17 protein-coding genes and 1 other annotated feature are annotated in these 22,699 nt (G+C 47.3%); of the genes, 15 read left to right on the top strand and 2 right to left on the bottom strand.

The annotated features are described in order from the left end of the window. Window positions 1-13 precede the first annotated feature (13 nt). From clpX to ACE3MZ_RS18165, 14 genes are all read left to right on the top strand, one after another. On the top strand, window positions 14-1,270 hold the full coding sequence (clpX, locus tag ACE3MZ_RS18230; RefSeq protein WP_367062897.1) for an ATP-dependent protease ATP-binding subunit ClpX: 1,257 nt from the start codon (window positions 14-16) through the stop codon (window positions 1,268-1,270). 171 nt (window positions 1,271-1,441) lie between these two features. Continuing rightward, a complete protein-coding gene (gene ispG / locus ACE3MZ_RS18225) occupies window positions 1,442-2,563 on the top strand; it encodes a flavodoxin-dependent (E)-4-hydroxy-3-methylbut-2-enyl-diphosphate synthase (RefSeq protein ID WP_411343534.1) in 1,122 nt (373 codons plus the stop codon). 788 nt (window positions 2,564-3,351) lie between these two features. After that, window positions 3,352-5,697, top strand: a complete 2,346-nt coding sequence (gene lon / locus ACE3MZ_RS18220) for an endopeptidase La (protein WP_411343533.1) — start codon at window positions 3,352-3,354, stop codon at window positions 5,695-5,697. Between the two features lie 412 nt (window positions 5,698-6,109). Further along, window positions 6,110-6,826, top strand: a complete 717-nt coding sequence (gene yihA, locus ACE3MZ_RS18215) for a ribosome biogenesis GTP-binding protein YihA/YsxC (RefSeq protein WP_411343532.1) — start codon at window positions 6,110-6,112, stop codon at window positions 6,824-6,826. A gap of 81 nt (window positions 6,827-6,907) precedes the next feature. After that, window positions 6,908-7,489, top strand: coding sequence for a non-ribosomal peptide synthetase module (locus ACE3MZ_RS18210; protein ID WP_411343531.1), 582 nt, complete (start codon window positions 6,908-6,910; stop codon window positions 7,487-7,489). 399 nt (window positions 7,490-7,888) lie between these two features. After that, window positions 7,889-9,277: a glutamyl-tRNA reductase gene (hemA, locus tag ACE3MZ_RS18205; protein ID WP_411343530.1), complete on the top strand. Its 1,389-nt coding sequence runs from the start codon at window positions 7,889-7,891 to the stop codon at window positions 9,275-9,277. Between the two features lie 140 nt (window positions 9,278-9,417). After that, window positions 9,418-10,119 (top strand): cytochrome c biogenesis protein CcsA, encoded by a 702-nt coding sequence (ccsA, locus tag ACE3MZ_RS18200; RefSeq protein ID WP_411343529.1) that lies wholly within the window; start codon window positions 9,418-9,420, stop codon window positions 10,117-10,119. Next, complete coding sequence (locus ACE3MZ_RS18195) at window positions 10,116-10,793, top strand: bifunctional precorrin-2 dehydrogenase/sirohydrochlorin ferrochelatase (RefSeq protein ID WP_411343528.1); 678 nt, start codon at window positions 10,116-10,118, stop codon at window positions 10,791-10,793. The genes ccsA and ACE3MZ_RS18195 overlap by 4 nt, the downstream gene beginning before the upstream one ends. Next, window positions 10,793-11,740 (top strand): hydroxymethylbilane synthase, encoded by a 948-nt coding sequence (gene hemC / locus ACE3MZ_RS18190; RefSeq protein WP_411343527.1) that lies wholly within the window; start codon window positions 10,793-10,795, stop codon window positions 11,738-11,740. Before ACE3MZ_RS18195 ends, hemC begins: the two co-directional genes overlap by 1 nt. Window positions 11,741-11,744: 4 nt before the next feature. Further along, window positions 11,745-13,298 carry a uroporphyrinogen-III C-methyltransferase gene (cobA, locus tag ACE3MZ_RS18185; protein ID WP_411343526.1) on the top strand — a complete coding sequence of 518 codons (1,554 nt, stop codon included), beginning with the start codon at window positions 11,745-11,747 and terminating at the stop codon, window positions 13,296-13,298. A gap of 228 nt (window positions 13,299-13,526) precedes the next feature. Beyond that, entirely contained in the window at window positions 13,527-14,540 is a 1,014-nt protein-coding gene (gene hemB / locus ACE3MZ_RS18180) for a porphobilinogen synthase (protein WP_411343525.1), read from the top strand. 77 nt (window positions 14,541-14,617) lie between these two features. After that, window positions 14,618-15,919, top strand: coding sequence for a glutamate-1-semialdehyde 2,1-aminomutase (gene hemL, locus ACE3MZ_RS18175; RefSeq protein WP_411343524.1), 1,302 nt, complete (start codon window positions 14,618-14,620; stop codon window positions 15,917-15,919). Window positions 15,920-15,934: 15 nt separating this feature from the next. Next, window positions 15,935-16,942 (top strand): RluA family pseudouridine synthase, encoded by a 1,008-nt coding sequence (locus ACE3MZ_RS18170; RefSeq protein ID WP_411343523.1) that lies wholly within the window; start codon window positions 15,935-15,937, stop codon window positions 16,940-16,942. Between the two features lie 158 nt (window positions 16,943-17,100). Beyond that, on the top strand, window positions 17,101-18,012 hold the full coding sequence (locus ACE3MZ_RS18165; RefSeq protein WP_411343522.1) for an IS982 family transposase: 912 nt from the start codon (window positions 17,101-17,103) through the stop codon (window positions 18,010-18,012). 544 nt (window positions 18,013-18,556) lie between these two features. Here the strand turns inward: ACE3MZ_RS18165 and ACE3MZ_RS18160 are convergent. Then, on the bottom strand, window positions 18,557-18,844 hold the full coding sequence (locus tag ACE3MZ_RS18160) for a hypothetical protein (RefSeq protein ID WP_411343521.1): 288 nt from the start codon (window positions 18,842-18,844) through the stop codon (window positions 18,557-18,559). Between the two features lie 78 nt (window positions 18,845-18,922). After that, complete coding sequence (locus ACE3MZ_RS18155; RefSeq protein WP_411343520.1) at window positions 18,923-19,420, bottom strand: hypothetical protein; 498 nt, start codon at window positions 19,418-19,420, stop codon at window positions 18,923-18,925. 220 nt (window positions 19,421-19,640) lie between these two features. Further along, window positions 19,641-19,944, top strand: a binding site (T-box leader). Between the two features lie 81 nt (window positions 19,945-20,025). On the opposite strand from ACE3MZ_RS18155, the gene ACE3MZ_RS18150 reads away from it, so the two are divergent. Beyond that, window positions 20,026-22,695: a valine--tRNA ligase gene (locus tag ACE3MZ_RS18150; protein WP_411343519.1), complete on the top strand. Its 2,670-nt coding sequence runs from the start codon at window positions 20,026-20,028 to the stop codon at window positions 22,693-22,695. The last annotated feature ends 4 nt before the right edge of the window (window positions 22,696-22,699 follow it).

The following is a 22,699-nucleotide window of genomic DNA, read 5'->3' as shown; positions in this document are numbered from 1 at the left end:
AAGGGGTGTAGACATGTTTAAATTCAACGATGAAAAAGGACAGCTCAAATGTTCTTTTTGCGGTAAATCGCAGGATCAGGTCCGCAAACTGGTAGCGGGTCCAGGCGTATATATCTGCGACGAATGTATCGAACTGTGCACGGAGATTGTGGAGGAAGAACTGGGTCATGAAGAAGAACTCGACCTCAAAGACATTCCGAAGCCACAAGAAATCCGTTCTATTTTGGATCAATATGTCATCGGTCAGGAACAAGCGAAGAAATCCCTGTCCGTTGCTGTATATAACCATTACAAACGCGTCAATACCCAGAGCAAAATCGAAGACGTCGAGCTGCAAAAAAGTAACATCATGCTCGTTGGTCCGACAGGCTCCGGTAAAACGCTGCTGGCGCAAACAATGGCGCGCATCTTGAATGTGCCGTTTGCGATTGCGGATGCGACTTCCCTGACAGAAGCTGGTTATGTTGGTGAAGACGTAGAAAACATCTTGCTGAAGCTGATTCAAGCAGCAGACTATGATGTAGAAAAAGCGGAACGCGGCATCATTTATATCGATGAAATCGATAAAGTGGCACGCAAATCTGAAAATCCGTCCATCACCCGCGACGTATCTGGTGAAGGCGTACAGCAAGCGTTGCTGAAAATCCTGGAAGGTACGGTTGCTTCTGTTCCACCGCAAGGCGGACGTAAACACCCGCATCAAGAATTTATCCAGATTGATACAACGAACATTCTGTTTATCGTCGGTGGTGCATTTGATGGTCTGGAACAATACATCAAACGCCGGATCGGTAAAAAAGTAATTGGTTTCAGCTCCGACAATCAAGGTCAAAAAGACCTAAAAGCCGGCGAATATCTGAGCATGGTTCTTCCAGAAGACTTGCTCAAATTCGGTCTGATTCCAGAGTTTGTTGGTCGTCTGCCAGTTATTTCTGCACTGGAACCGCTGGATGAAGAAACACTGGTACGTATCCTGTCCGAACCGAAAAACGCATTGACCAAACAGTATTCCAAAATGCTGGAAATGGACAATGTGGAACTCGTATTCGAGCCAGGCGCATTGCAGGCGATTGCCCGCGAAGCGATCAAACGTAATACTGGTGCTCGTGGTCTGCGTGCTATCATCGAAGGCATTATGCTGGACGTGATGTACGAAGTGCCATCGCGTGATGACGTTACTCGTTGCGTAATCACCGAGCAAGTAGTGGAGAGCAAGGTTGTACCTGAACTCCAAACTGGCAAAGACAAAAAACAAGAAGAAAGTGCCTGAGTAGCTTATGACATCCCGCTCTGTACTCGTTGAACAACGACGATTTCCGGGGTGTCGCTGCTCCATGCGATTCTTCTACACGTATAGATAAATCGAAATCGCGCCGGCCTTTTTCCTTTGTAGGATAAAGGCTGGTTTGCGATTAAGCCCAAATGCAAGGGAGAAGAAACCATGTTTTTGAGAGAAAACACGAGACCTGTCAAAGTTGGCAACCTGACGATCGGTGGCAACAATGAAGTTCTGATCCAAAGTATGTGTACGACGAAGACGGCAGATGTGGAAGCAACTGTAGCCGAGATTTTGCGCTTGGAAGAAGCGGGTTGTCAGTTGGTTCGCGTAACAGTGAACAACGAAGAAGCCGCTGCTGCTATCAAAGAAATCAAGAAACGCATCAATATCCCACTTGTAGCCGACATTCACTTCAATCATAAGCTAGCTCTGCTGGCAATCGAGAACGGTATCGATAAAGTCCGTATTAATCCGGGTAATATCGGTCGTCGCGATAAAGTTGAAGCGGTTGTACGTGCCTGCAAGGAGAAAAACATTCCAATTCGTATCGGTGTGAACGCCGGTTCATTGGAAAACCATTTGCTGGAGAAATACGGGTATCCAACACCGGAAGCAATGGTAGAGAGCGCCTTGTTCCATATTAATATTCTGGAAGAGCTTGATTTCCACGATATTATCGTATCGCTCAAAGCATCTGATGTACCGATGGCAATTGCTGCTTACAGCAAAGCTGCTGAAGTGATCAAATATCCGCTGCATCTCGGCATTACCGAAGCGGGTACATTGAACGCCGGTACAATCAAAAGCTCCGCGGGTATCGGTGCATTGCTATCGCTCGGTATCGGTTCAACTGTTCGCATTTCCCTCAGCGCCGATCCTGTGGAAGAGGTAAAAGTAGCTCGTGAGCTGCTCAAAACATTCGGTCTGATCTCCAATGCGGCAACACTCGTATCCTGCCCGACCTGTGGTCGCCTCGATATCGATCTGTTCTCCATTGCGAATGAAGTCGAAGAATATATCTCCAAACTGAAAGTGCCGATCAAAGTATCCGTACTCGGTTGCGCAGTCAACGGACCAGGTGAAGCCAAAGAAGCCGATATCGGCATCGCCGGCGCACGTGGTGAAGGTCTGCTGTTCCGCTACGGTAAAATGATTCGCAAAGTGCCTGAAGCCGACATGGTAGAAGAACTCAAAAAAGAAATCGACATCATCGTCGAAGCCTTCGAAGCCACCGGCAAAATCCCAGGTCGCGAAGAACGCCACCAACCCGCAGTCCAATCCTGATTTCATCAGGATATAAACAGTAATAGACGCAATCCCAAACCATCACCATCTGCACAGATCATCAAAATTAAAATTCTTAATTCCAAACAGCTCCAACAAGCACATATACAAAATACAGGCACCATGCACGTATGCCTGTCGCTAATTTCATATGTGAAATATGCAACAATTCCCAGATACTGATGCGAAACCCATCAGTATCTTTTTTTATATTTGTTTATATCTTTTTATATCAATTAAACTTTTCACGATAATAATATGTAGATGTAGATGTAGATGTAGATGTAGATGTAGATGTAGATGTAGATGTAGATGTAGATGTAGATGTAGATGTAGGTGTAGGTGTAGGTATAGATGTGGGCATAGGCGTAGCCACATACCAATACATCTCAATCTCACCCTACAAACTCCTTATCTTTCTACTGCTACCCTCATCCGCGGATGAGCTTTTTTCTCCTTTACTAAACCCATTCCAAAGTTTCGATGCAGCTCGGAGCGGAGGGAAGGGAATTAGGGCAAAGGACGATTTTGGAGGGGTGGGAATCTTCATTCTCTCCCCATTCCAAAAGATTCCCGCGGCTCCACCCGAGGACGTGCCCTAATCCCTTCCCGCAGCGCTCCCATCTAAATCCGAATCTTTCAAATCCCCTTCAGTAACCCCAGAAGAAAACCCCCATCCGCTTTCCCCACGATTGGTGTTTCAATGTGATATTTGTTAAAATAGGAATGATATAGGCATATAGCCACACAGACAGTGCGATACGCATAATATAGGAGGTACGAAAGCGATGGGACCCAATAAAAACAAGGCACGTCGTTTTCCTTTACTGCCTTTGAGAGGACTGCTCGTTTATCCAAGCATGGTGCTTCATCTGGATGTCGGGCGCGATAAATCCGTCAAGGCTTTAGAAAAGGCGATGGTCGATGATAACCTCATCCTGCTATGCTCCCAATCCGAAGTGAACATTGAGGAGCCGAGCGAGGATGAGATTTTTAGAATAGGCACAATTGCAAAGGTTAGACAGATGCTGAAACTGCCGAACGGAACAATTCGCGTGCTGGTGGAAGGTCTGGAACGTGCCGAAGTACTAGAATATGTAGACAATGAAGAATACTATGAGGTGCTGGCGCGCGAGCTGCCGGAAAAAGAAAACAATGACACTGAAGTATTCGCACTTATGCGTACCGTGTTAACCGAATTTGAACATTATATCAATCTGTCCAAAAAGGTAACTCCGGAAACGATGGCAGCCGTATCGGACATCGAGGAACCGGGGCGTCTGGCAGATGTAATTACTAGCCATCTGGTTATCAAAATCAAAGACAAACAGCATATTCTGGAAGCGGTTGAAGTGCGTACGCGTCTGGAACGATTGCTAGATATTTTGCATAATGAACGTGAAGTGCTGGAACTGGAACGCAAAATTAGCCAGCGCGTCAAAAAGCAAATGGAAAAAACACAACGTGAATACTACCTGCGTGAGCAAATGAAAGCGATCCAGAAGGAACTTGGCGAAAAAGAAGGACGTGCCGGGGAAGCGGAAGAACTACGTCAATTGCTCGCTGACTTGACCGTACCGGAAAAAGTCGAGGAAAAGATCGAGAAAGAGATCGACCGTCTGGAGAAAACGCCTGCCAACTCGGCAGAAGGCGGCATTATCCGCAACTATCTGGATTGGCTGCTCGCTTTGCCATGGGATAAACGTACAGATGACGATCTGGATCTGCATCATGCAGAGCAGATTTTGAATGAAGATCATTACGGTCTGGACAAGCCCAAAGAGCGTGTGTTGGAATATCTGGCTGTGCAAAAATTAGTGAAAAAGCTCAAAGGTCCGATTCTCTGTCTCGTCGGTCCACCGGGCGTAGGTAAAACGTCTCTGGCACGCTCCATCGCCAAATCGCTTGGACGTGAATTTGTACGGATTTCACTGGGTGGTGTACGCGATGAAGCGGAAATTCGCGGTCATCGTCGTACGTATGTCGGCGCAATGCCAGGGCGAATCATTCAAGGCATGCGCAATGCTGGTAGCATCAATCCAGTATTCCTGCTGGATGAGATCGACAAAATGGCATCCGATTTCCGTGGTGATCCGTCGGCTGCACTGCTGGAAGTACTTGATCCAGAGCAGAACAATACGTTCAGCGATCATTTTGTTGAAGTGCCATTCGATCTGTCGAACGTCATGTTTGTGACCACGGCAAACAGTGTGCAGAGTATTCCGCGTCCATTACTGGATCGGATGGAAATGCTGTACATTCCCGGCTATACCGAATTGGAAAAGCTGCAAATCGGCAGACAATACCTACTTCCCAAACAAACGGAAGATCATGGTTTGACCGAAGAACAGCTGAACGTTAGCGAAGATACGCTGCTGCGCGTCATTCGTGAATATACGCGTGAATCCGGTGTGCGTAATCTGGAACAACAGATTGCTGCATTATGTCGTAAGGCTGCTCGTGCCGTCGTTGCCGATGAACAGACACAGGTCGTAATTGCACCTGACGATGTGAAGGAATACCTCGGTACGCCGAAGTTCCGCTACGGTCTGGTGGAAAAAGAAAATCAGATCGGCAGTGTGACCGGATTGGCATGGACTGAAGTTGGTGGTGAAACGCTGACCATCGAAGTAACTGTCGTACCGGGTAGTGGTAAATTAATGCTGACCGGTAAGTTAGGCGATGTGATGAAGGAATCCGCGCAGGCGGCATTCAGCTACACCCGCTCCAAAGCAACCGCGCTCGGTATCGACGCCGACTTTTATGAGAAAAATGATATTCATATTCATATCCCAGAAGGTGCGATTCCCAAAGATGGACCATCGGCGGGCATCACGATTGCAACCGCGCTGATCTCTGCTCTCACTGGACGTCATGTTTCCAAGGAAGTGGCAATGACTGGCGAGATTACATTACGCGGACGCGTGCTGCCAATCGGCGGCTTAAAGGAAAAGACACTCGCTGCCCATCGTGCCGGATACAAGAAAATTTTGTTGCCGCATGACAATGAGCGCGATCTGAAAGATATTCCTGAAAGTATCAAAAATGAGCTGACCTTTGTACCGGTCGCTCATATGGATCAGGTGTTAGAACACGCATTGATCGCAGATCCATCAGCACCAACAGCATTATAAGAGTATCGACAGCATCGTTTACCGTTCTGCGGTAGGCGATGCTGTTTTTGTATCTATGACGGTGGCTACATTTTCCTTTGTATAATTCCACATGGTGTCTGCAAAAGATGATATACTAGGTGAGGTTCACAAGTCATGAACTATGTTCAGATGACTATCCTTTATCATGTCAACGATCATATTGGACTGAGATAGATACGTGCGACAAGCTGTTGATTCAACGACAACTAACGGTAAGAGAAGCATATAGTTGTAGTGTCATATACACTAAGAAAAGATAGCATGCGGTATTGGACACAGAAGATGTAACTATATGGCATACACAAGCGAACAACAGGATTACGGTGGAAACAGATGGATGTAGGGAAGCGTCTGCGACGACCGTTTGAAATAAGAAGGGAATGTATACGAAATGAAAGTAAATCAGGCTGAATTTATTATTAGTGCTGTGAAGCCAGATCAATACCCGGAAGATGGCTTGCCAGAAATTGCACTTGCCGGACGCTCCAATGTCGGCAAATCGTCGATGACGAACCGGTTGATCAACCGCAAAAATCTGGCGCGTACAAGTGCGACACCGGGTAAAACCCAGCATTTGAATTATTATAAAATTAACGAAATACTGTATTTCGTCGATTTTCCGGGTTATGGATATGCGAAAGTATCCAAATCCCAGCGCGAAGCATGGGGCAAAATGATCGAGCGTTACTTGCTGGAGCGCGATCCGCTCAAGCTGGTGCTGCTCGTCATCGACCTGCGTCATGCACCGTCCAAAGATGATATTATGATGTACGAATGGCTGAAATATTACGATTGTAATATTTGCGTCGTTGCAACCAAAGCTGACAAAATCCCGCGTAGCAAATGGGCGAAGCATGTAAAAATCGTCAAACAGGAGCTGGCATTTGTGCCGGAAGATGATTTTGTAATGTTCTCTTCGGAAACCGGACTTGGCAAAGATGAACTGTGGGCGATTATCGAGCGTCATGCGTTTGCAGCAGAGGAAGACGAATGGGATGAAGAAGAAACAGAGGACGCTGTAATTAGCGATACTCAGAATGAATTGCAGCAACCAGCAGTACTTCATGCTCAGCATAGCGACAATGACGATGATGGTAAGCATGAATAAGCAGCAATATACTCAACATTTTTGTAACAAAGCATAAATCCATGCATCATGTGGTACATTTCATGGAATCGGGGGAAGACTATGACCCAGCGGCTGGTGACCGAATACCGACAGGCGCGCATACAGTTGTCGATGGAACAGCTCTCACAGTTTATTGCCTATGCCAGTGACCCGCATATTCATCTGCACATTCGTGTGCTGGATAACGGCAATCAGGAATTCCGGTTTGGTACACGCTGGGGGGAAGAAGTCCAGCTGCCTTTTGCATGGCGTGATGGGTATTATGTATGCGAGTTATCGTGTGAGCTGGTCAACGTACGGCTGAGCAATCTGATCCGGCGATTATTTATCGCGTTTCATGGTACAGGTCTGGTATTGCGTACGCGTGGACAGCTGGCATTGCACTACACTTACAGACACGGCACCGTTGAGCAGATTTTGGAATGTGAACAAGGTCATAAGCAGTTAATTTACACTCATCAGAGCGATTCGCGCCGATTGCAGAAGCTATACGATGCACAGACGGTTGAAACAGATATTGCCCTCACATGCGGCTTAATTGATACGCTATTGGATCGCAGAAATGAGGAGCATCCATCCACTCAGCTGGTCGACAAGGAACTGGCATTTCAATTGAAACGCTTACTCAAATTGGAATCGTAATCTGTAGCTTTGACGTGACCCGCATACATGTAATTGCCGCTAGCAACTCTGAATATCACATGAAGCTTTACCATGAACATGCATATGATGAATTGAATATGTTAAAATGATAAAAAAGTATTCGGTAACGTCTAAACAGACTCTCTGAATGCTTTTTTGTGTGATATGCTCTGTCTGTTTATCCATAAAACACCGATATAAAAACGGAACAGATGGTTCATGCATGAAACGGTCGGTGAAAGATTTGACAAATGTATTACGATTTGTCCAGATGGATGGGGATTTCATAAACATTTCATAAAAACGCCGAATTTGGTCAATTTGATGTGATATAATTAACGTATTGTTAAGAATGAACGATATTGGTTACAACTTTTAGACTAGGCAGGTGAACTTGCAATGCACATAGTTGTTGTCGGACTCAACTACCGCACAGCACCGGTTGAAGTAAGAGAACGGTTTGCCATTGCGGACGAAATATTACCGGAAGCTCTCCGGCAGCTGAAAGATACTCAAAGTGTATTGGAAGGCACCATCGTAGCAACTTGCAACCGTACGGAAATCTATGTTGTACTGGATCGTCTGCATATGTGCGGACATTATATCCGTAGCTTTATGGAGCAATGGTTCGGTATTTCCCGTCAAGAATTTACGAAACATTTGTATATATATGAAGATGAGCAGGCGATTGAGCATCTGTTCCGGGTAGCATGCGGATTGGATTCGATGGTACTTGGCGAAACGCAGATTCTCGGTCAGGTGAAGCGTTCCTTCCAGCTGGCTCAGGAAAACAAAGCGACGGGCACATGGTTCAATATGTTGTTCAAGCAAGCTGTAACGCTTGGCAAACGCGCACATGCGGAAACGATGATCGGCGAAAGCGCGGTCTCGGTTAGTTATGCGGCGGTAGAGCTGGGCAAACGGATTTTTGGTGCTTTTCATAACAAAACGATCATGATTCTGGGTGCAGGCAAAATGAGCGAGCTGACCGTGAAGCATCTGTATGCCAATGGTGCGGCAGAAGTCATTGTAGCGAACCGTACGATTGGTCGCGCTCAAGAATTGGCGCATAAATTTAGCGGCACTGCCTGCACGATTGAAGAGGGACTGAATCGTCTGCATGAAGTGGACATTCTGATCAGTTCTACCGGGGCGCAGGGCTATGTACTTACTCCGCAGGTGATGGAGTACAGTATGAAACAGCGCAAATCGCGTCCGCTGTTTATGATTGATATTGCTGTACCACGTGATATTGATCCGGCAGTGGCTGAACTAAGTAATGTATTTCTGTATGATATTGATGATCTGGAAGGGATCGTGGAGAGCAATATGGCGATGCGCCGTGCCGAAGCGATTAAGATCGAGCGTATGATCTCCGAGGAGATTAACGTCTTCCAACAATGGCTGAAAACACTTGGCGTGAAGCCGGTCATCCGCGCTCTGCAAGAACGCGGTGCACGCATTCATGAAGAAACGCTGGAAAGTTTGTTTAACAAGCTTCCTGAGCTGGATGAGAGACAGCGTAAGGTCATCAGCCGTCTCACCAAAAGTATCGTCAATCAGATGAACCATGATCCGATCAACCGGGTCAAAGAAATGGCAGCCGAGAAAAATGGTGCCGATACACTGGAATTGTTTACCCGCCTGTTCGCGCTGGAAGATGATATCGAAGCGCCTGCTGAGCCGGTGAATGAACGTAAAGAAGCACCGACACAGCGTACAGCAATTGCTTCCCATCCACCCGTGGTGGAAGGAAGTCTGGCTTATTTTGCTTCCGCTACCTTATAGGCAGGTGATTTGTGTTGACACTGTTCAACCTGTTATACGATATTATTATCTATCTATACGCCCTGAGCCTTCTGTTTTATTTCTCGGATTGCATACGTCGCAATCCGAGGGCGAAGCGGATAGGCACAGGGTTTCTTGTTATGGTGTTTGTCATTCAGATGGTCAGCATTACGATTCGTACAGTGGAAGAGAAGACGTTGCCGCTATTTTCAACGTATGACTTTTTCTTTTTCCTGACATTCATTCTTATCTTGATTTCCTTTTTTATTGAACGGGTATTGAAGACAGACTATGCCGTATTGCTGCTGAATGTCGTTGGGTTCTGCGCGATGGTGCAGAATCGATTGCATTCGCCGGGGGAAGGCGCATTGCCGACCGGTTGGGATACCGTGCATGGGCTGCTGATTCTGCATGTGGTGCTAGCGAATTTGAGCTTTGCCTTTTACACAGTATCAGCGGTGTTTGCAGTAATGTATCTGTTCTTGCATCGCAAATTGAAATTGAAAAAATGGGACAATACGGTGCGCCGTTTGCCCAGCTTGGAAAGTATGGAGAAGTATACGTACACATCAATGTTGATCGGTACGCCACTATTGATCGTATCGCTGATTGTGGCGCTGATGTCCATTTTTGCGGAAGGGCGTTATATTCTGCTGCTGGATCTGAAAGTGATCGTCACATTGCTGGCGTTGTGCGTGTATGTGACTTATTTTGCTACTCGTAAAATGCGTAATTATTCAGCGGTCGTGCTGGCACGTTGGGCGATTGCTGGATATATCGTGTTTATTTTGAATTTTGCCGCTAACGCATGGTCGGCATTTCACCAGTGGGTAGGCGTATGAGGGAGAGACAGGAGCCTGTACCGTATTTGCCAGTATTGCTCGATTGCCGTGGTCAGCAGGTGCTTGTTATAGGCGGTGGAACGGTAGCAGAACGCAAAATACTGCATTTGCTAGAAGCTGGCGCACAAATTACGCTGATCAGCCCGGAAGTGACGGTTGGTTTGCAGCAGTTGGCGGAGGAACGACGTCTGATCTGGCACGCCAGAGGGTATACGGATGGCGATGTGGAAGCGCAGCGGTATTGGCTGATCCATGCCGCATCGTCACAGCAACATGTCAATGAACAGGTTGCACAAGCGGCGAAACGATGTAGTATTCCCGTGAATGTGGCGCATCGGCAGCAAGAAGGCAACTTTATCAACCCGGCGGTAATCCGGCGCGGGGGATTGGTTGCGTCCATCTCTACGTCTGGTGCAGGTCCGGCTGTCAGTCGTCGGATTGTGCAGGAGCTGGAAGCACATTTTGGACAGGAATATGAAACGTATATCGCTTTTTTGCATTATTTGCGTCACCGTATTCAAGCGGAAGTAAATGATGCTGCTGAGCGTAAATTACTGCTGGAACGAGCGTCAGCACTGGATATTTTGGCTCAAATCCGACATAAGCAATTTGTATGGTGGGATGATGAGCAGACGAAGCAATGGATTAGACACAATCGGGGAGAGGTTATGTAATGCGCAAAATAATCGTGGGAAGCAGACAGAGTGCGCTGGCATTGACCCAGACGGGGCATGTTATCGACGCGCTACAAGCACTTGCTGCCGAGCAGGGCATGGAAGTGGAATTTGAAGTGCAAAAGATCGTCACCAAAGGCGATCAGATTCTGGATGTCACATTGTCCAAGGTCGGTGGTAAAGGGCTGTTCGTCAAGGAAATCGAGCAGGCGTTAATCAACGGCGAGATTGATATGGCGGTACACAGCATGAAGGATATGCCATCCGTATTGCCCGAAGGATTGGTGAACGGAGCGATTCCGAAACGTGTCGATCCGCGTGACTGTCTGATTACCCGCGATGGTAGCGGTCTGGAAGACTTGCCACAAGGAGCCAAGCTGGGTACAAGCAGTTTACGCCGGGCAAGTCAGCTCAAAGCATACCGTCCAGATCTTAACATTGAATCGATTCGCGGCAATATCGACTCGCGTCTGCGTAAGCTGGAAACGGAAGGCTTTGACGCGATTATGCTTGCTGCTGCTGGACTGGAGCGTATGGGCTGGAGTGATCGTATTAGCGCTTACTTGCCTGCGGAGTTGTGTTTACCTGCTGTTGGACAAGGTGCGCTGGGTGTAGAATGTCGTGCCGATGATATCGAACTGCTTGGTCTGCTATCGCTGTACAATGATGATCTGACGGCACTAACGGTAACGGCAGAACGCACATTTCTAGCGGAACTGAATGGCGGTTGTCAGGTGCCGATTGGTGCGTACGCTGTGCGTCTGCATCCTGACCATTCGGAGCAGGAGCATGTAATTCAACTGACTGGTATGGTCGCTTCACCGGACGGAGATATTATGCTCAAAGAAACGTTGCAGGGTACTGATCCGGTACAGCTCGGTATTGAAGTCGCCGACAAGCTGAAACGTCAGGGAGCGGATCAAATTCTGGCGGACGTTAGGGGATGACATCATGACCGGTAAAGTGTATTTGGTAGGCGCAGGTCCGGGGGCTTTAAAACTGATTACACTGCGCGGTTGGGAATGCATCGGGCTGGCTGATGCGATCGTGTACGACCGGCTGGCAAGTCCTCGTTTGCTCAAGCAAGCGAAGCCGGGAGCGGAGAAAATCTATGTAGGCAAGCTGCCTGATCGTCACACGATGAAGCAGGAGGAGATTAATCAGCTGCTCGTCGATCTGGCGCTACAAGGCAAAACGGTCGTGCGACTAAAGGGCGGCGATCCGACTATTTTCGGACGGGTTGCTGAAGAAGCCGATCTACTGCGACGCAATGGCATTGCATACGAAATTGTGCCGGGCATCAGCTCGTCCATTGCTGTGCCTGCGTATGCCGGTATTCCGGTTACACACCGGGACTGGGCGTCGTCGGTATCCATCATCACGGGTCACGAAAGCCCTGACAAGCTGGATCACAGTATTCATTGGGACAAAGTAACCAATGCAACCGGTACGCTCGTCTTTATGATGGGTGTTGCCAAAATCGGTTATATTAGTGAACAGTTGATTCGGTATGGTCGTCCGCAAGATACACCGGTAGCACTCGTGCGTTGGGGCACGCGTGCAGAGCAGGAGACGTTGACGGGTACACTACAAGATATTGCTGCCAAAGTGGCCGAAGCTAATTTTAAACCGCCAGCCGTTATCGTTGTTGGCGAAGTGGTCAATTTGCGTGAACAATTGCAATGGGCGGAGCAGCTGCCGTTGTTCGGCAAACGTATTCTGGTCACTCGTGCGCGCAGTCAGGCGAGCGAGCTAGTTGATCGAATTGATGAGCTGGGCGGCGAGCCGTATGAATACCCGGTCATTGAGACGGTGATGCCGACTGGAACCGAGACGCAGACACATATTGCCAATGTGTTTGCACAGCTGGAGCAGTACGATTGGGTATTTTTTACGAGTGTAAACGGGGTAGAGTATTTCTTCCGACATCTGGAGCAGCAAGAGCAGGATATTCGCGCTTTGCATCGTGCCCGGATCGTCGCCGTCGGACCGGCTACCCGCGAGGCGCTGCGTAGTCGCGGCATTCACGTGACATCGTTGCCAGAGAAGTTTCATGCGGAAGGGATGCTGGATAGTCTGGCAGCACAATTGCAGCCGGGACAACAGGTGCTACTGCCGCGCGGCGATCTGGCACGCGCATGGTTGCCGGAAACGCTGCGCGGGATGAAGCTGGATGTCACGGAAGTAGATACGTACGAAACCGTGCTGGCAGCCGAAGAAGATCTGGAATTGAAAAAGCTGCTGGAAGAACAGGCAATTCATGCTGTGACTTTTACCAGCTCATCCACAGTGACCAATCTGCTGACAGCGCTGCGCAAGATGGGGATCGAAGACCCGGTAGCATCCTTGGCTCACAGCACCATTGCCTGCATCGGTCCACAAACAGCAAAAACAGCAGAGCAGGCTGGATTGCAAGTTGATCTGCTGGCAGAGTCGTCAACGATCAATGGACTGCTGGAAGTGCTATGCCAATGGAATGGATCGGAATTGCCTGCGCAATCATAAGAAGATAGCATATTGCATGACGGTATCACCGCATTCTATGTTATGGATGTCAGAAACTTATATTCAGCATTGTCCCCGTTGATCGACATGATCATATGCCGACCATTGCATTAGCAGGTCGGCTTTGTATGTTTGAGCGGTTGAATACGGACACAGATCACGCACAGGATATGATAAAACAGAGCATGAGCAACCATATAAAATGAATGTATAGGAGGAAATATAGTTATGAGTCAACCATTTACACGTCACCGTCGTTTACGTAAAACGCCTGCCATCCGCGGTATGGTACGCGAAACACAGCTGCACAAAAACGATTTTATCCAACCGGTATTCGTAACCTACGGTACGGATGTAAAACAGGAAATCTCCTCAATGCCGGGTGTATTTAACTTCTCGTTGGATCGTCTTGGCGAAGAGGTACAGGAGATCGTTGATCTGGGTATTCCATCCGTCATCGTGTTCGGTGTGCCAGAAGCAGAAGCCAAAGACAGCACAGGTACGGGCGCGTATTCTGATCAAGGCATTGTGCAACAGGCGATTCGTATGATCAAACAGCAGCATCCACAGCTGGTCGTGATCGCCGATACGTGTCTGTGCGAATTTACCGATCATGGGCATTGCGGTGTTGTGCATACGCATGAGCATGATGGACATGTTCATGCCGATGTAGACAACGATGAATCGCTGGCACTGCTGGCACAAACCGCCGTATCACAGGCGCAAGCGGGTGCAGACATTATCGCACCGTCCAACATGATGGACGGCTTTGTGTATGCGATTCGTGAAGCGCTGGATGAAGCAGGCTTCCACGATATTCCGATTATGTCGTATGCCGTCAAATACGCGTCGGCATTTTATGGTCCATTCCGCGAAGCTGCACAATCGGCACCGCAATTCGGCGACCGTAAATCGTATCAAATGGACCCTGCCAATGTACGTGAAGCACTGCGCGAAGCAGAAAGCGACGTACAGGAAGGTGCTGATATGCTGATGGTAAAACCGTCACTGGCGTATATGGACGTACTGCGCGCTGTCCGTGAGAACTTCGATCTACCGCTGGTCGCTTATAACGTAAGCGGAGAATACGCCATGGTCAAAGCCGCTGCTCAGCAAGGCTGGATCGATGAGCGTGGTATCGTAACTGAGATGATGCTAGGCTTCAAACGTGCCGGTGCCGATATGATTATCACTTATTTTTCCAAAGACGTTGTACGCTGGTTGCGCGAGGACTGGGCATAAGTTCAATGGAAAGATGAATAGAAAACGTGTAAACAGGTGCATTTGTGTGTAAACCATGTTATGGAGGTGCTTGATCAATGAATCAAACCAATTCTGTACGTCGTGATGAGCGTTCTCGTGAAGCATTTGAGGAAGCTAAGCAGTATATTCCGGGTGGTGTGAACAGCCCGGTACGTGCATTTAAAACGGTCGGTCTGACTCCGGTCTATGCTGAGCGCGGCGAAGGTTCGCGTCTGTATGATATCGATGGCAATTCATTCATCGACTATGTTGGTTCGTGGGGTCCGCTCATTATGGGACATGCCCATCCGAAGGTCATTCAAGCGTTACACGAAACGGCGATCAAAGGTACTAGCTTTGGCGCGCCGACTGAGATTGAGACGAAGATGGCGAAGCTGGTTGTAGAGCGCGTCCCTTCAATCGACATTGTACGCATGGTCAATTCTGGTACAGAGGCGACGATGAGTGCGATTCGTCTGGCGCGCGGCTATACAAAACGCAATAAAATTTTGAAATTCGAAGGTTCTTATCATGGTCATGGCGACAGTCTGCTGATCAAAGCTGGTTCGGGTGTAGCGACACTCGGTTTGCCGGACAGTCCCGGTGTACCCGAGTCTATCGCTTCTAATACGATCACTGTTCCGTACAATGATCTGGACGCGGTGAAACTGGCATTTGAGCGCTTTGGCGAAGATATTGCGTGTATTATTGTAGAGCCTGTTGCAGGCAATATGGGCGTTGTACCACCGCAGGAAGGCTTTTTGCAAGGGCTGCGTGATGTGACGACTCAATACGGCGCATTGCTTATTTTCGACGAGGTGATGACTGGTTTCCGTGTGCATATGAACAGTGCGCAAGGACGCTTCGGTGTCACGCCTGATCTGACCTGTCTCGGAAAAGTAATTGGCGGCGGTTTGCCAGTCGGCGCTTATGGTGGCAAACGCGAGATTATGGAACAGATCGCGCCAACTGGTCCGATTTATCAAGCAGGTACGCTGAGCGGCAATCCGTTGGCAATGGCGGCGGGATATACCACGTTGAGCCTGCTGACACCGGAAGTATATGATCGTCTGGAAACGGTATCTGCACGCTTGCAGGAGGGCTTTGAAGCCAATGCGCGTGAAGCTGGTATTCCGCTCACGATCAATCGCGTCGGTTCGATGGTTTGTCCATTCCTGACCGAAGGCCCGGTTACTAACTATGACACAGCAAAAGTCAGCGATATGGATCGATTTAAACGTTATTTTGGCGGTATGCTGAATCAGGGCATCAGCGTAGCACCATCGCCATTTGAAGGCATGTTCGTTTCCGGCGTGCACAGCGATGAAGATATTGAGCAGACGATCGCCGCACATCGCGACGTGATGAAGTCCTTGTAATAGGACTACTCATATATGGATGATTTTTTGCAACATAAACGTTCCACCGCCGATCATTCTGGCGGTATGATTGATCCGCTCACATCAGGTGCAGCGGATCATCCTGTTTCTGCGGTTGCCCGCCCGGAAGCGAGCCGGAATGGAGAATGGTTAGATGTGACGCCCGGTACAGAGTTGGATTTGCAGCAGACAGAGCAGCGTCATCGTCGGATGATGGAATGGCTTGGGCATCATTTTCCGATCAAATTATTAGGGCGATTGCACTCACGCGGCGAGATCAAGGTGGATGGTGACATGATCAGATTGCGGCTGTTTCCAGATAGCGAGTATGGCTTTGCTCCGGATCATCATCATTTCCCAGATGTATTGTTTGAGGATGATTACGTGCTGGTTGTGCACAAGCCTGCCGGTGTAGCTGTTCATCCATCAGATGCACAGGATCAGCGCCGGACGTTGGCAGGTGCAGTCGCTGCTTATTTTGAACATAGCCATCAGCACTGTGCAGTACGTCATGTGCATCGATTGGACGACGATACGACAGGGCCTGTTTTATACGCCAAAAATGAATTTGCCTTGATGCTGCTAGATGAGCAGATGCGCGACAAGGATATCGGTCGCCGCTATGTCGCGCTAGTACAGGGAAAGGTGGATCGACGTCTGCGTGTGATCGACGAGCCGATTGGTAAGGATCGCCATCATAAGCAGCGCCGCCGTGTTTCGCCGGGTGGTCAATCAGCGGTCACGCATGTGGAGCTGATCCATGCGGCGTCATCTGCTAGTCTGGTGCGCTTGACGCTGGAAACAGGACGTACTCACCAGATCCGAGTGCATATGAGTGATGCTGGTCATCCGCTTGTTGGCGATACATTATATGGTGGCAAACCGGGCATATTGTCGCGTCAGGCATTGCATGGCGAGCAACTGGAATTTGTGCATCCATGGACAGGGGAAACGATCGTAGTGCAGGATCACTGGCCGGACGATTTTAAGCAGGCAGCGCAGAAGCTCGGATTGCTGAAATAGTCTGCTTTAGATGAAAGTCCATTTCCAGTTTGATTAAAAGGGAATAGTTTATATTTTCACAAATATTGAAGTGGTTTTAAAGGCATATTTCGATATATTTATAACCCGTGGTGCTAGTTGAAAAATAAAAATAGCCTTTGCCCAGAAAAACGCCCAAAATGAAAGTGACCAAACCCCATTTTGGAAGGTGGATTCCTGTGCAAAGACATCTTTATTGTACACAAAAACCATGCTCGGTACAAAGCCAATTTGTCGCTATTTTGAAAAAAGTTCAGCAGGAATTGCAAGCTTTTGCTCCGTTTCTGACACGAAAAAACCATCATCTACTTCAGCAAAGCGATGCCCATGTCCTGACGCTTCATCTGCTGGGAAAAGCGTTAGGATTCACCTCCGAACGTGCCTGGCATCGCTTTATCCAAGGGAATTTAGGTTCTGTCGTCGAACGTTCTCGGTACAATCGGCGATGCCGAGATCTTCGCTTCGCCCTCAAGTGGTTACGCAAGCGACTCTCTTCGCCGGAGTTCGGCAGCCCCTATTCGATCATCGACAGCCTTCCTCTTCCCTTATGCTACCCGGTTCGTTTAACAAGGGCGCGATGCTTTCGAGGTCTAGCTGACGTTGGTTATTGCGCTTCAAAACAGAGTCATTACTATGGATTCAAGCTACACGTGCAAATCGATTCATTCGGTTTCGTCCAAAGTTACGTCTTGTCGGCCGCTTCGGTTCACGATGTGCAGATGGTAGAAGAGTTGCTTCGCCAGGCGCATTCTGCCCTCGTTCTTGGAGACAAAGGATACCTCAGTCACTCTTTACATGTTCATTTGGAACAAAACTTTGGTACCCTCCTTTGTGTACCCACTCGTTCAAACAGCAAAAAACAACGGTGGACGCCAGCCTTTACACGCTGGATGCGAAGAAAACGCAAACAAATTGAAACTTTATTTTCCATTTTAGTGACTCGTTTTGCTCTTTCTTCGATTCGTTCGAAGAGTCCATCCGGATTCGAAACAAATTTAGATGGACTTTTGCTAGCCTATACACTTTGGAAAATAGGAGTCATTCAAGATTAATTTTAACTAGCACCACGGGTATTTATAACAAAAATGAACACCCACTTTTGATTGCACAGCATCAAGAAGGGATGTTCATTTTTTGTATATATTGAAAACGATAAATAATGATGAATATATAACTTATAAGGAATTCTTAATCGAGTAATTTTTTGAATAGTTTTTTTTATTATTCACGTTTTAATAATGTATCTTCTACGATATCTATTCCAAGGGCAGTAATGAAAAGTGAAATTTCATCTGGAAAGTCTTCAGGGAAAGCAGTATCGTTCATTTCGATCCACTTTTTATCTTGTAAATACATAAGTGCTCGGTGTATTTCACTATTAGGTTGTCCATAAATTTCTTGTTTTGTACCACGCATTGATATATTGAGTCTAGTTGTGAAATATTTCCAGTATAATTGTTCTAAAAACAACCATCTCAGCTTTTTCTGTTCCGTAACGAATGCTTTACGATTTAATATAAAAAACAACTCCTTTCATAGACTAATATGAAATAATGAAAAAAATTTTACATGTGTCATAAAATTATAATAGATTATTTAAGATGTTAAAATATGATCTTCTACATAATCAATACCGATTGCTGTAATAGTCAACACCAATTTTTCTTCTCTTGGATCGGGTGGGTTCTCAATGACATCAATGTCAATCAGTCCTTTTTCGCGTAGATAAGCGACAGCAAGATGCTCATCTGTAAGGATTTTTCCATAAATTTCTTTTGTAGTACCAATGAGTGATTGGGACGGTTCAAACCATTTCCAGTACAATTGTTCTAATATAGTCAATCGTCCTTGTTGTCTATCTTTTATGATTTTTTTAATATCCACATAGATCCTCCTTAAAATCAAATAAATATACCTGCTCTTGATATTGTATCAAGAGCAGGTATGTAAAATTATAGTGAATTAAAAATAGTTAACAGTATTGGATACACAGCCAGCACTTTCTCCACCTGTTGTAGTTCTGAAAAGACCAGTCAGTTTAACACGATATGTTCCTTCTTTAGTAGGGTGGTATTCTACTTGATTTTCTGCGAAAGAACCTTGTCCTCCTGGATATTCAAAAGAGATTGTTTTTATGTTTGTCCAATTCTGGTCAAACGCATTCTTTTTGTATTGAATAGTAGCTGTAACCTCTACACGCGTAATTTTTGCTCCAGGACGATTATATCTCCAATCAAAGAGTAATTCATCTCCTGACCGATATCCATTAGCATAAAAGGTTGAAGAAGATTGAGCATTGGATTGAAGGCTTCCCGGTGAAACTATCGTAGGTGGTAATGAAAGCGAATCGCTTATGTAGGTATCTTGCTGTACAGTAGATGGAGTGGCATGTGTAAAATCGATAGGAAGCAACGACAATAACAAAACAAGAGACAATAACACACGAATCAGATATTTCATTTCTTCTAACAGCTCATTTTCGTTTGATATGATTGTATTTTAATTCATGACATGTAAAAAAATCAAGAATTTTCCTAGACTCAATACCATCAAGAAATTGAATAGTACATCTACTTTGCGACACCGCGCCAATCGTGCGGATGTCAGCTTTTTTTATTGACTTTCCTACGTGCACAAGTTATGATAATCAACGAAATATTTTCACGAAAGCAACACCATAATACAGACTGTGAACGGAAATAGTAGACATGATCGACCTAAAGAGAGTAGAGCTGCTGCGCTGAGAGGTTCTACAGGATACGGGATGTCGAAGTCGTCCGGGAGTCGTTTATTTGAATACCGTATGTGCTTGATTGTCATTCAAGTACTAGCCATTGTTGCAGCGGGACTAGAATAAACCGGTAGCAGCCGTTATCTGTCTTCGAGTGTCGTTATCTGAGGTGCATTTCTAAATGGAAATCACAAAGCAATACGGGTAACGAAACAAAGGTGGTACCACGAGAGCAAAGCCTTTCGTCCTTTGAGACGAAGGGCTTTTTTTATTTTCCGGCATAGTTGTACATGCCGCCTGTTCTGATATTGATGATGAAGATGGAGGGATCTGCATGACAGAACCAAACACTAACCCGGCAACGACCGAGATGCCAACAACCTATGACCCCAAATCGGCCGAGCGCAAATGGTACGATTATTGGATGAACAATGGCTATTTCAAAGCGGGCCAGCGCCCGGATGCGCAGCCCTATACGATTGTCATTCCACCGCCTAACGTAACCGGTATGCTGCACATCGGTCACGCACTGGACTTTACTCTGCAAGATATTATGATCCGTACCAAACGGATGCAAGGATACGATGCACTATGGTTGCCAGGCTCTGACCACGCTGGTATCGCGACGCAGACCAAAGTAGAGCAAAATCTGCGCGCCGAAGGCATTACCCGTCATGATCTTGGTCGTGAGAAATTCGTGGACAAAGTATGGGAATGGAAAGATAAATACGCGCAAACGATTCACGAGCAATGGGCGAAAATGGGTTTCTCCCTCGACTATTCCCGCGAACGCTTCACCTTGGACGAAGGATTGTCCAAAGCGGTTCGCCAAGTGTTTGTAACCCTGTATGAAAAAGACCTAATCTATCGCGGCAAACGCATTATCAACTGGGACCCGCAGGCTCGTACTGCTCTGTCTGATATCGAGGTTGAATACAAAGAGGTAAACGGTCATCTGTACCATCTGCAATACCCGCTCGAAGACGGCAGTGGCTTCCTTACCGTGGCGACAACGCGTCCTGAAACGATGTTAGGTGATACGGCGGTTGCTGTTCATCCGAAGGATGAGCGCTACAAAGATATGATCGGCAAAATGCTGATTCTGCCAATCGTAAACCGCGCCATTCCAGTAATTGCTGATGATTACGTAGATCGCGAATTTGGTAGCGGTGCGGTGAAAATCACCCCTGCCCACGATCCGAACGACTTTGAAATGGGTCAACGTCATGATCTGCCACAGATCGTTGTAATGGACGAAGGCGGCATCATGAACGAGAACGCTGATCAATATCAAGGTATGGATCGCAGTGACGCACGCAAGCAGATCGTCAAAGATTTGCAAGAAGCAGGCGTACTGATCAATATCGAAGATCACGTACATCAAGTAGGTCACAGTGAGCGTACGGGTGCTGTTGTTGAGCCGTATCTGTCCACGCAATGGTTTGTAAAAATGAAGCCTCTTGCAGATGCTGCTATCGAAGCACAAAAAAGCGGCAACGGCACCAACTTCGTACCGGATCGTTTTGAGAAAACGTATCTGAACTGGATCGAAAATGTACGCGACTGGTGTATTTCCCGTCAGCTGTGGTGGGGACATCGCATCCCGGCATGGTACTGTGAAGAAACAGGCGAGATCATCGTATCAGCTGAAGATCCAAGCGGTTTGCCAGAGCATGCAGGCAAAACGCTGCGTCAGGACGAAGATGTACTGGATACGTGGTTCAGCTCCGCGCTATGGCCATTCTCCACACTCGGCTGGCCGGATCAAACGGACGATCTGAAGCGTTACTACCCGACCGATTTGCTTGTAACGGGCTATGACATTATCTATTTCTGGGTTGCACGTATGATCTTCACCGCACTTGAATTTACCGATGAGATTCCGTTCAAAGATGTACTCATGCACGGGCTTGTACGTGCTTCCGACGGACAGAAAATGTCCAAATCGCTTGGCAACGGCGTAGATCCGCTGGACGTGATTGAGCAATACGGCGCAGATGCAATGCGTTATATGATTTCCACTGGCAGCACGCCGGGACAAGATTTGCGTTTCCGTTGGGAACGTGTAGAACAAGCACGTAACTTTGCCAACAAAATCTGGAACGCCTCCCGTTTTGCATTGATGAATATGGAAGGCTTTACCTTTGAAGAAATCGACCTGACTGGTAAACTCAGCACAGCTGATCGCTGGATTTTGCATCGTCTGAACGAAACATCTCGCGATATTACGCGTCTAATTGATTCGTACGAGTTTGGCGAAACCGGACGTCTGCTGTACAACTTCATCTGGGATGATCTGTGCGACTGGTATATCGAGATTGCCAAGCTGTCGCTGTACGGCGAAGATGCCGCTGCCAAGAAAACGACGCAATCCGTACTGGCTTACGTACTGGATCGTACGATGCGCATGATCCATCCGTTCATGCCGTTCATTTCCGAAGAAATCTGGCAGCATCTGCCGCATGAAGGGGATACGATCACACTTGCGGCTTGGCCGACCTTCGACCCGGCGCTGGAAAATAAAGCAGCCGAGGAAGAAATGACCCTGCTGATCGACATCATCCGTTCTGTACGCAATATCCGTGCCGAAGTGAACGTACCGATGAGCAAAAAGATCGAATTGCTCGTAAAAGCAAACGATAGCAAAACGCTGGATATTATCCAATCCAATGCACACTATATTCAACGCTTCTGTAACACGTCCGAATATGAAGCAGGTCTTGATCTGGCAGCACCGGACAAAGCGATGAGTACCGTAGTAACTGGCGCAGAACTGTATCTGCCGCTAGCAGGGCTGCTGGATATCGCGCAAGAAATCGCCCGTCTGGAAAAAGAAGTGGCGACGCTGAACAGCGAAGTAGAGCGCGTAGAGAAGAAGCTGTCCAATCAAGGCTTCGTATCCAAAGCACCGGCAAAAGTGATCGAGGAAGAACGCGCCAAACAGGCTGACTATTCCGACAAACGCGACAAGGTTCTTGCCCGTATTGCCGAACTGAAAGGTTAAGGGT

This window comes from Paenibacillus sp. WLX1005 (assembly GCF_046603685.1).
GTDB lineage: Bacteria > Bacillota > Bacilli > Paenibacillales > Paenibacillaceae > Saccharibacillus.
Note: the sequence above shows the minus strand (reverse complement) of the source record. Positions and strands in the feature narration are given on the sequence as shown.

What these genes read in the sequence shown, in the direction of transcription:
- clpX (WP_367062897.1), top strand. Translation starts at nt 14, where the DNA reads ATGTTTAAATTCAACGATGAAAAAGGACAGCTCAAATGTTCTTTTTGC.
- ispG (WP_411343534.1), top strand. Translation starts at nt 1,442, where the DNA reads ATGTTTTTGAGAGAAAACACGAGACCTGTCAAAGTTGGCAACCTGACG.
- lon (WP_411343533.1), top strand. Translation starts at nt 3,352, where the DNA reads ATGGGACCCAATAAAAACAAGGCACGTCGTTTTCCTTTACTGCCTTTG.
- yihA (WP_411343532.1), top strand. Translation starts at nt 6,110, where the DNA reads ATGAAAGTAAATCAGGCTGAATTTATTATTAGTGCTGTGAAGCCAGAT.
- ACE3MZ_RS18210 (WP_411343531.1), top strand. Translation starts at nt 6,908, where the DNA reads ATGACCCAGCGGCTGGTGACCGAATACCGACAGGCGCGCATACAGTTG.
- hemA (WP_411343530.1), top strand. Translation starts at nt 7,889, where the DNA reads ATGCACATAGTTGTTGTCGGACTCAACTACCGCACAGCACCGGTTGAA.
- ccsA (WP_411343529.1), top strand. Translation starts at nt 9,418, where the DNA reads ATGGTGTTTGTCATTCAGATGGTCAGCATTACGATTCGTACAGTGGAA.
- ACE3MZ_RS18195 (WP_411343528.1), top strand. Translation starts at nt 10,116, where the DNA reads ATGAGGGAGAGACAGGAGCCTGTACCGTATTTGCCAGTATTGCTCGAT.
- hemC (WP_411343527.1), top strand. Translation starts at nt 10,793, where the DNA reads ATGCGCAAAATAATCGTGGGAAGCAGACAGAGTGCGCTGGCATTGACC.
- cobA (WP_411343526.1), top strand. Translation starts at nt 11,745, where the DNA reads ATGACCGGTAAAGTGTATTTGGTAGGCGCAGGTCCGGGGGCTTTAAAA.
- hemB (WP_411343525.1), top strand. Translation starts at nt 13,527, where the DNA reads ATGAGTCAACCATTTACACGTCACCGTCGTTTACGTAAAACGCCTGCC.
- hemL (WP_411343524.1), top strand. Translation starts at nt 14,618, where the DNA reads ATGAATCAAACCAATTCTGTACGTCGTGATGAGCGTTCTCGTGAAGCA.
- ACE3MZ_RS18170 (WP_411343523.1), top strand. Translation starts at nt 15,935, where the DNA reads ATGGATGATTTTTTGCAACATAAACGTTCCACCGCCGATCATTCTGGC.
- ACE3MZ_RS18165 (WP_411343522.1), top strand. Translation starts at nt 17,101, where the DNA reads ATGAAAGTGACCAAACCCCATTTTGGAAGGTGGATTCCTGTGCAAAGA.
- ACE3MZ_RS18155 (WP_411343520.1), bottom strand. Translation starts at nt 19,420, where the DNA reads ATGAAATATCTGATTCGTGTGTTATTGTCTCTTGTTTTGTTATTGTCG.
- ACE3MZ_RS18150 (WP_411343519.1), top strand. Translation starts at nt 20,026, where the DNA reads ATGACAGAACCAAACACTAACCCGGCAACGACCGAGATGCCAACAACC.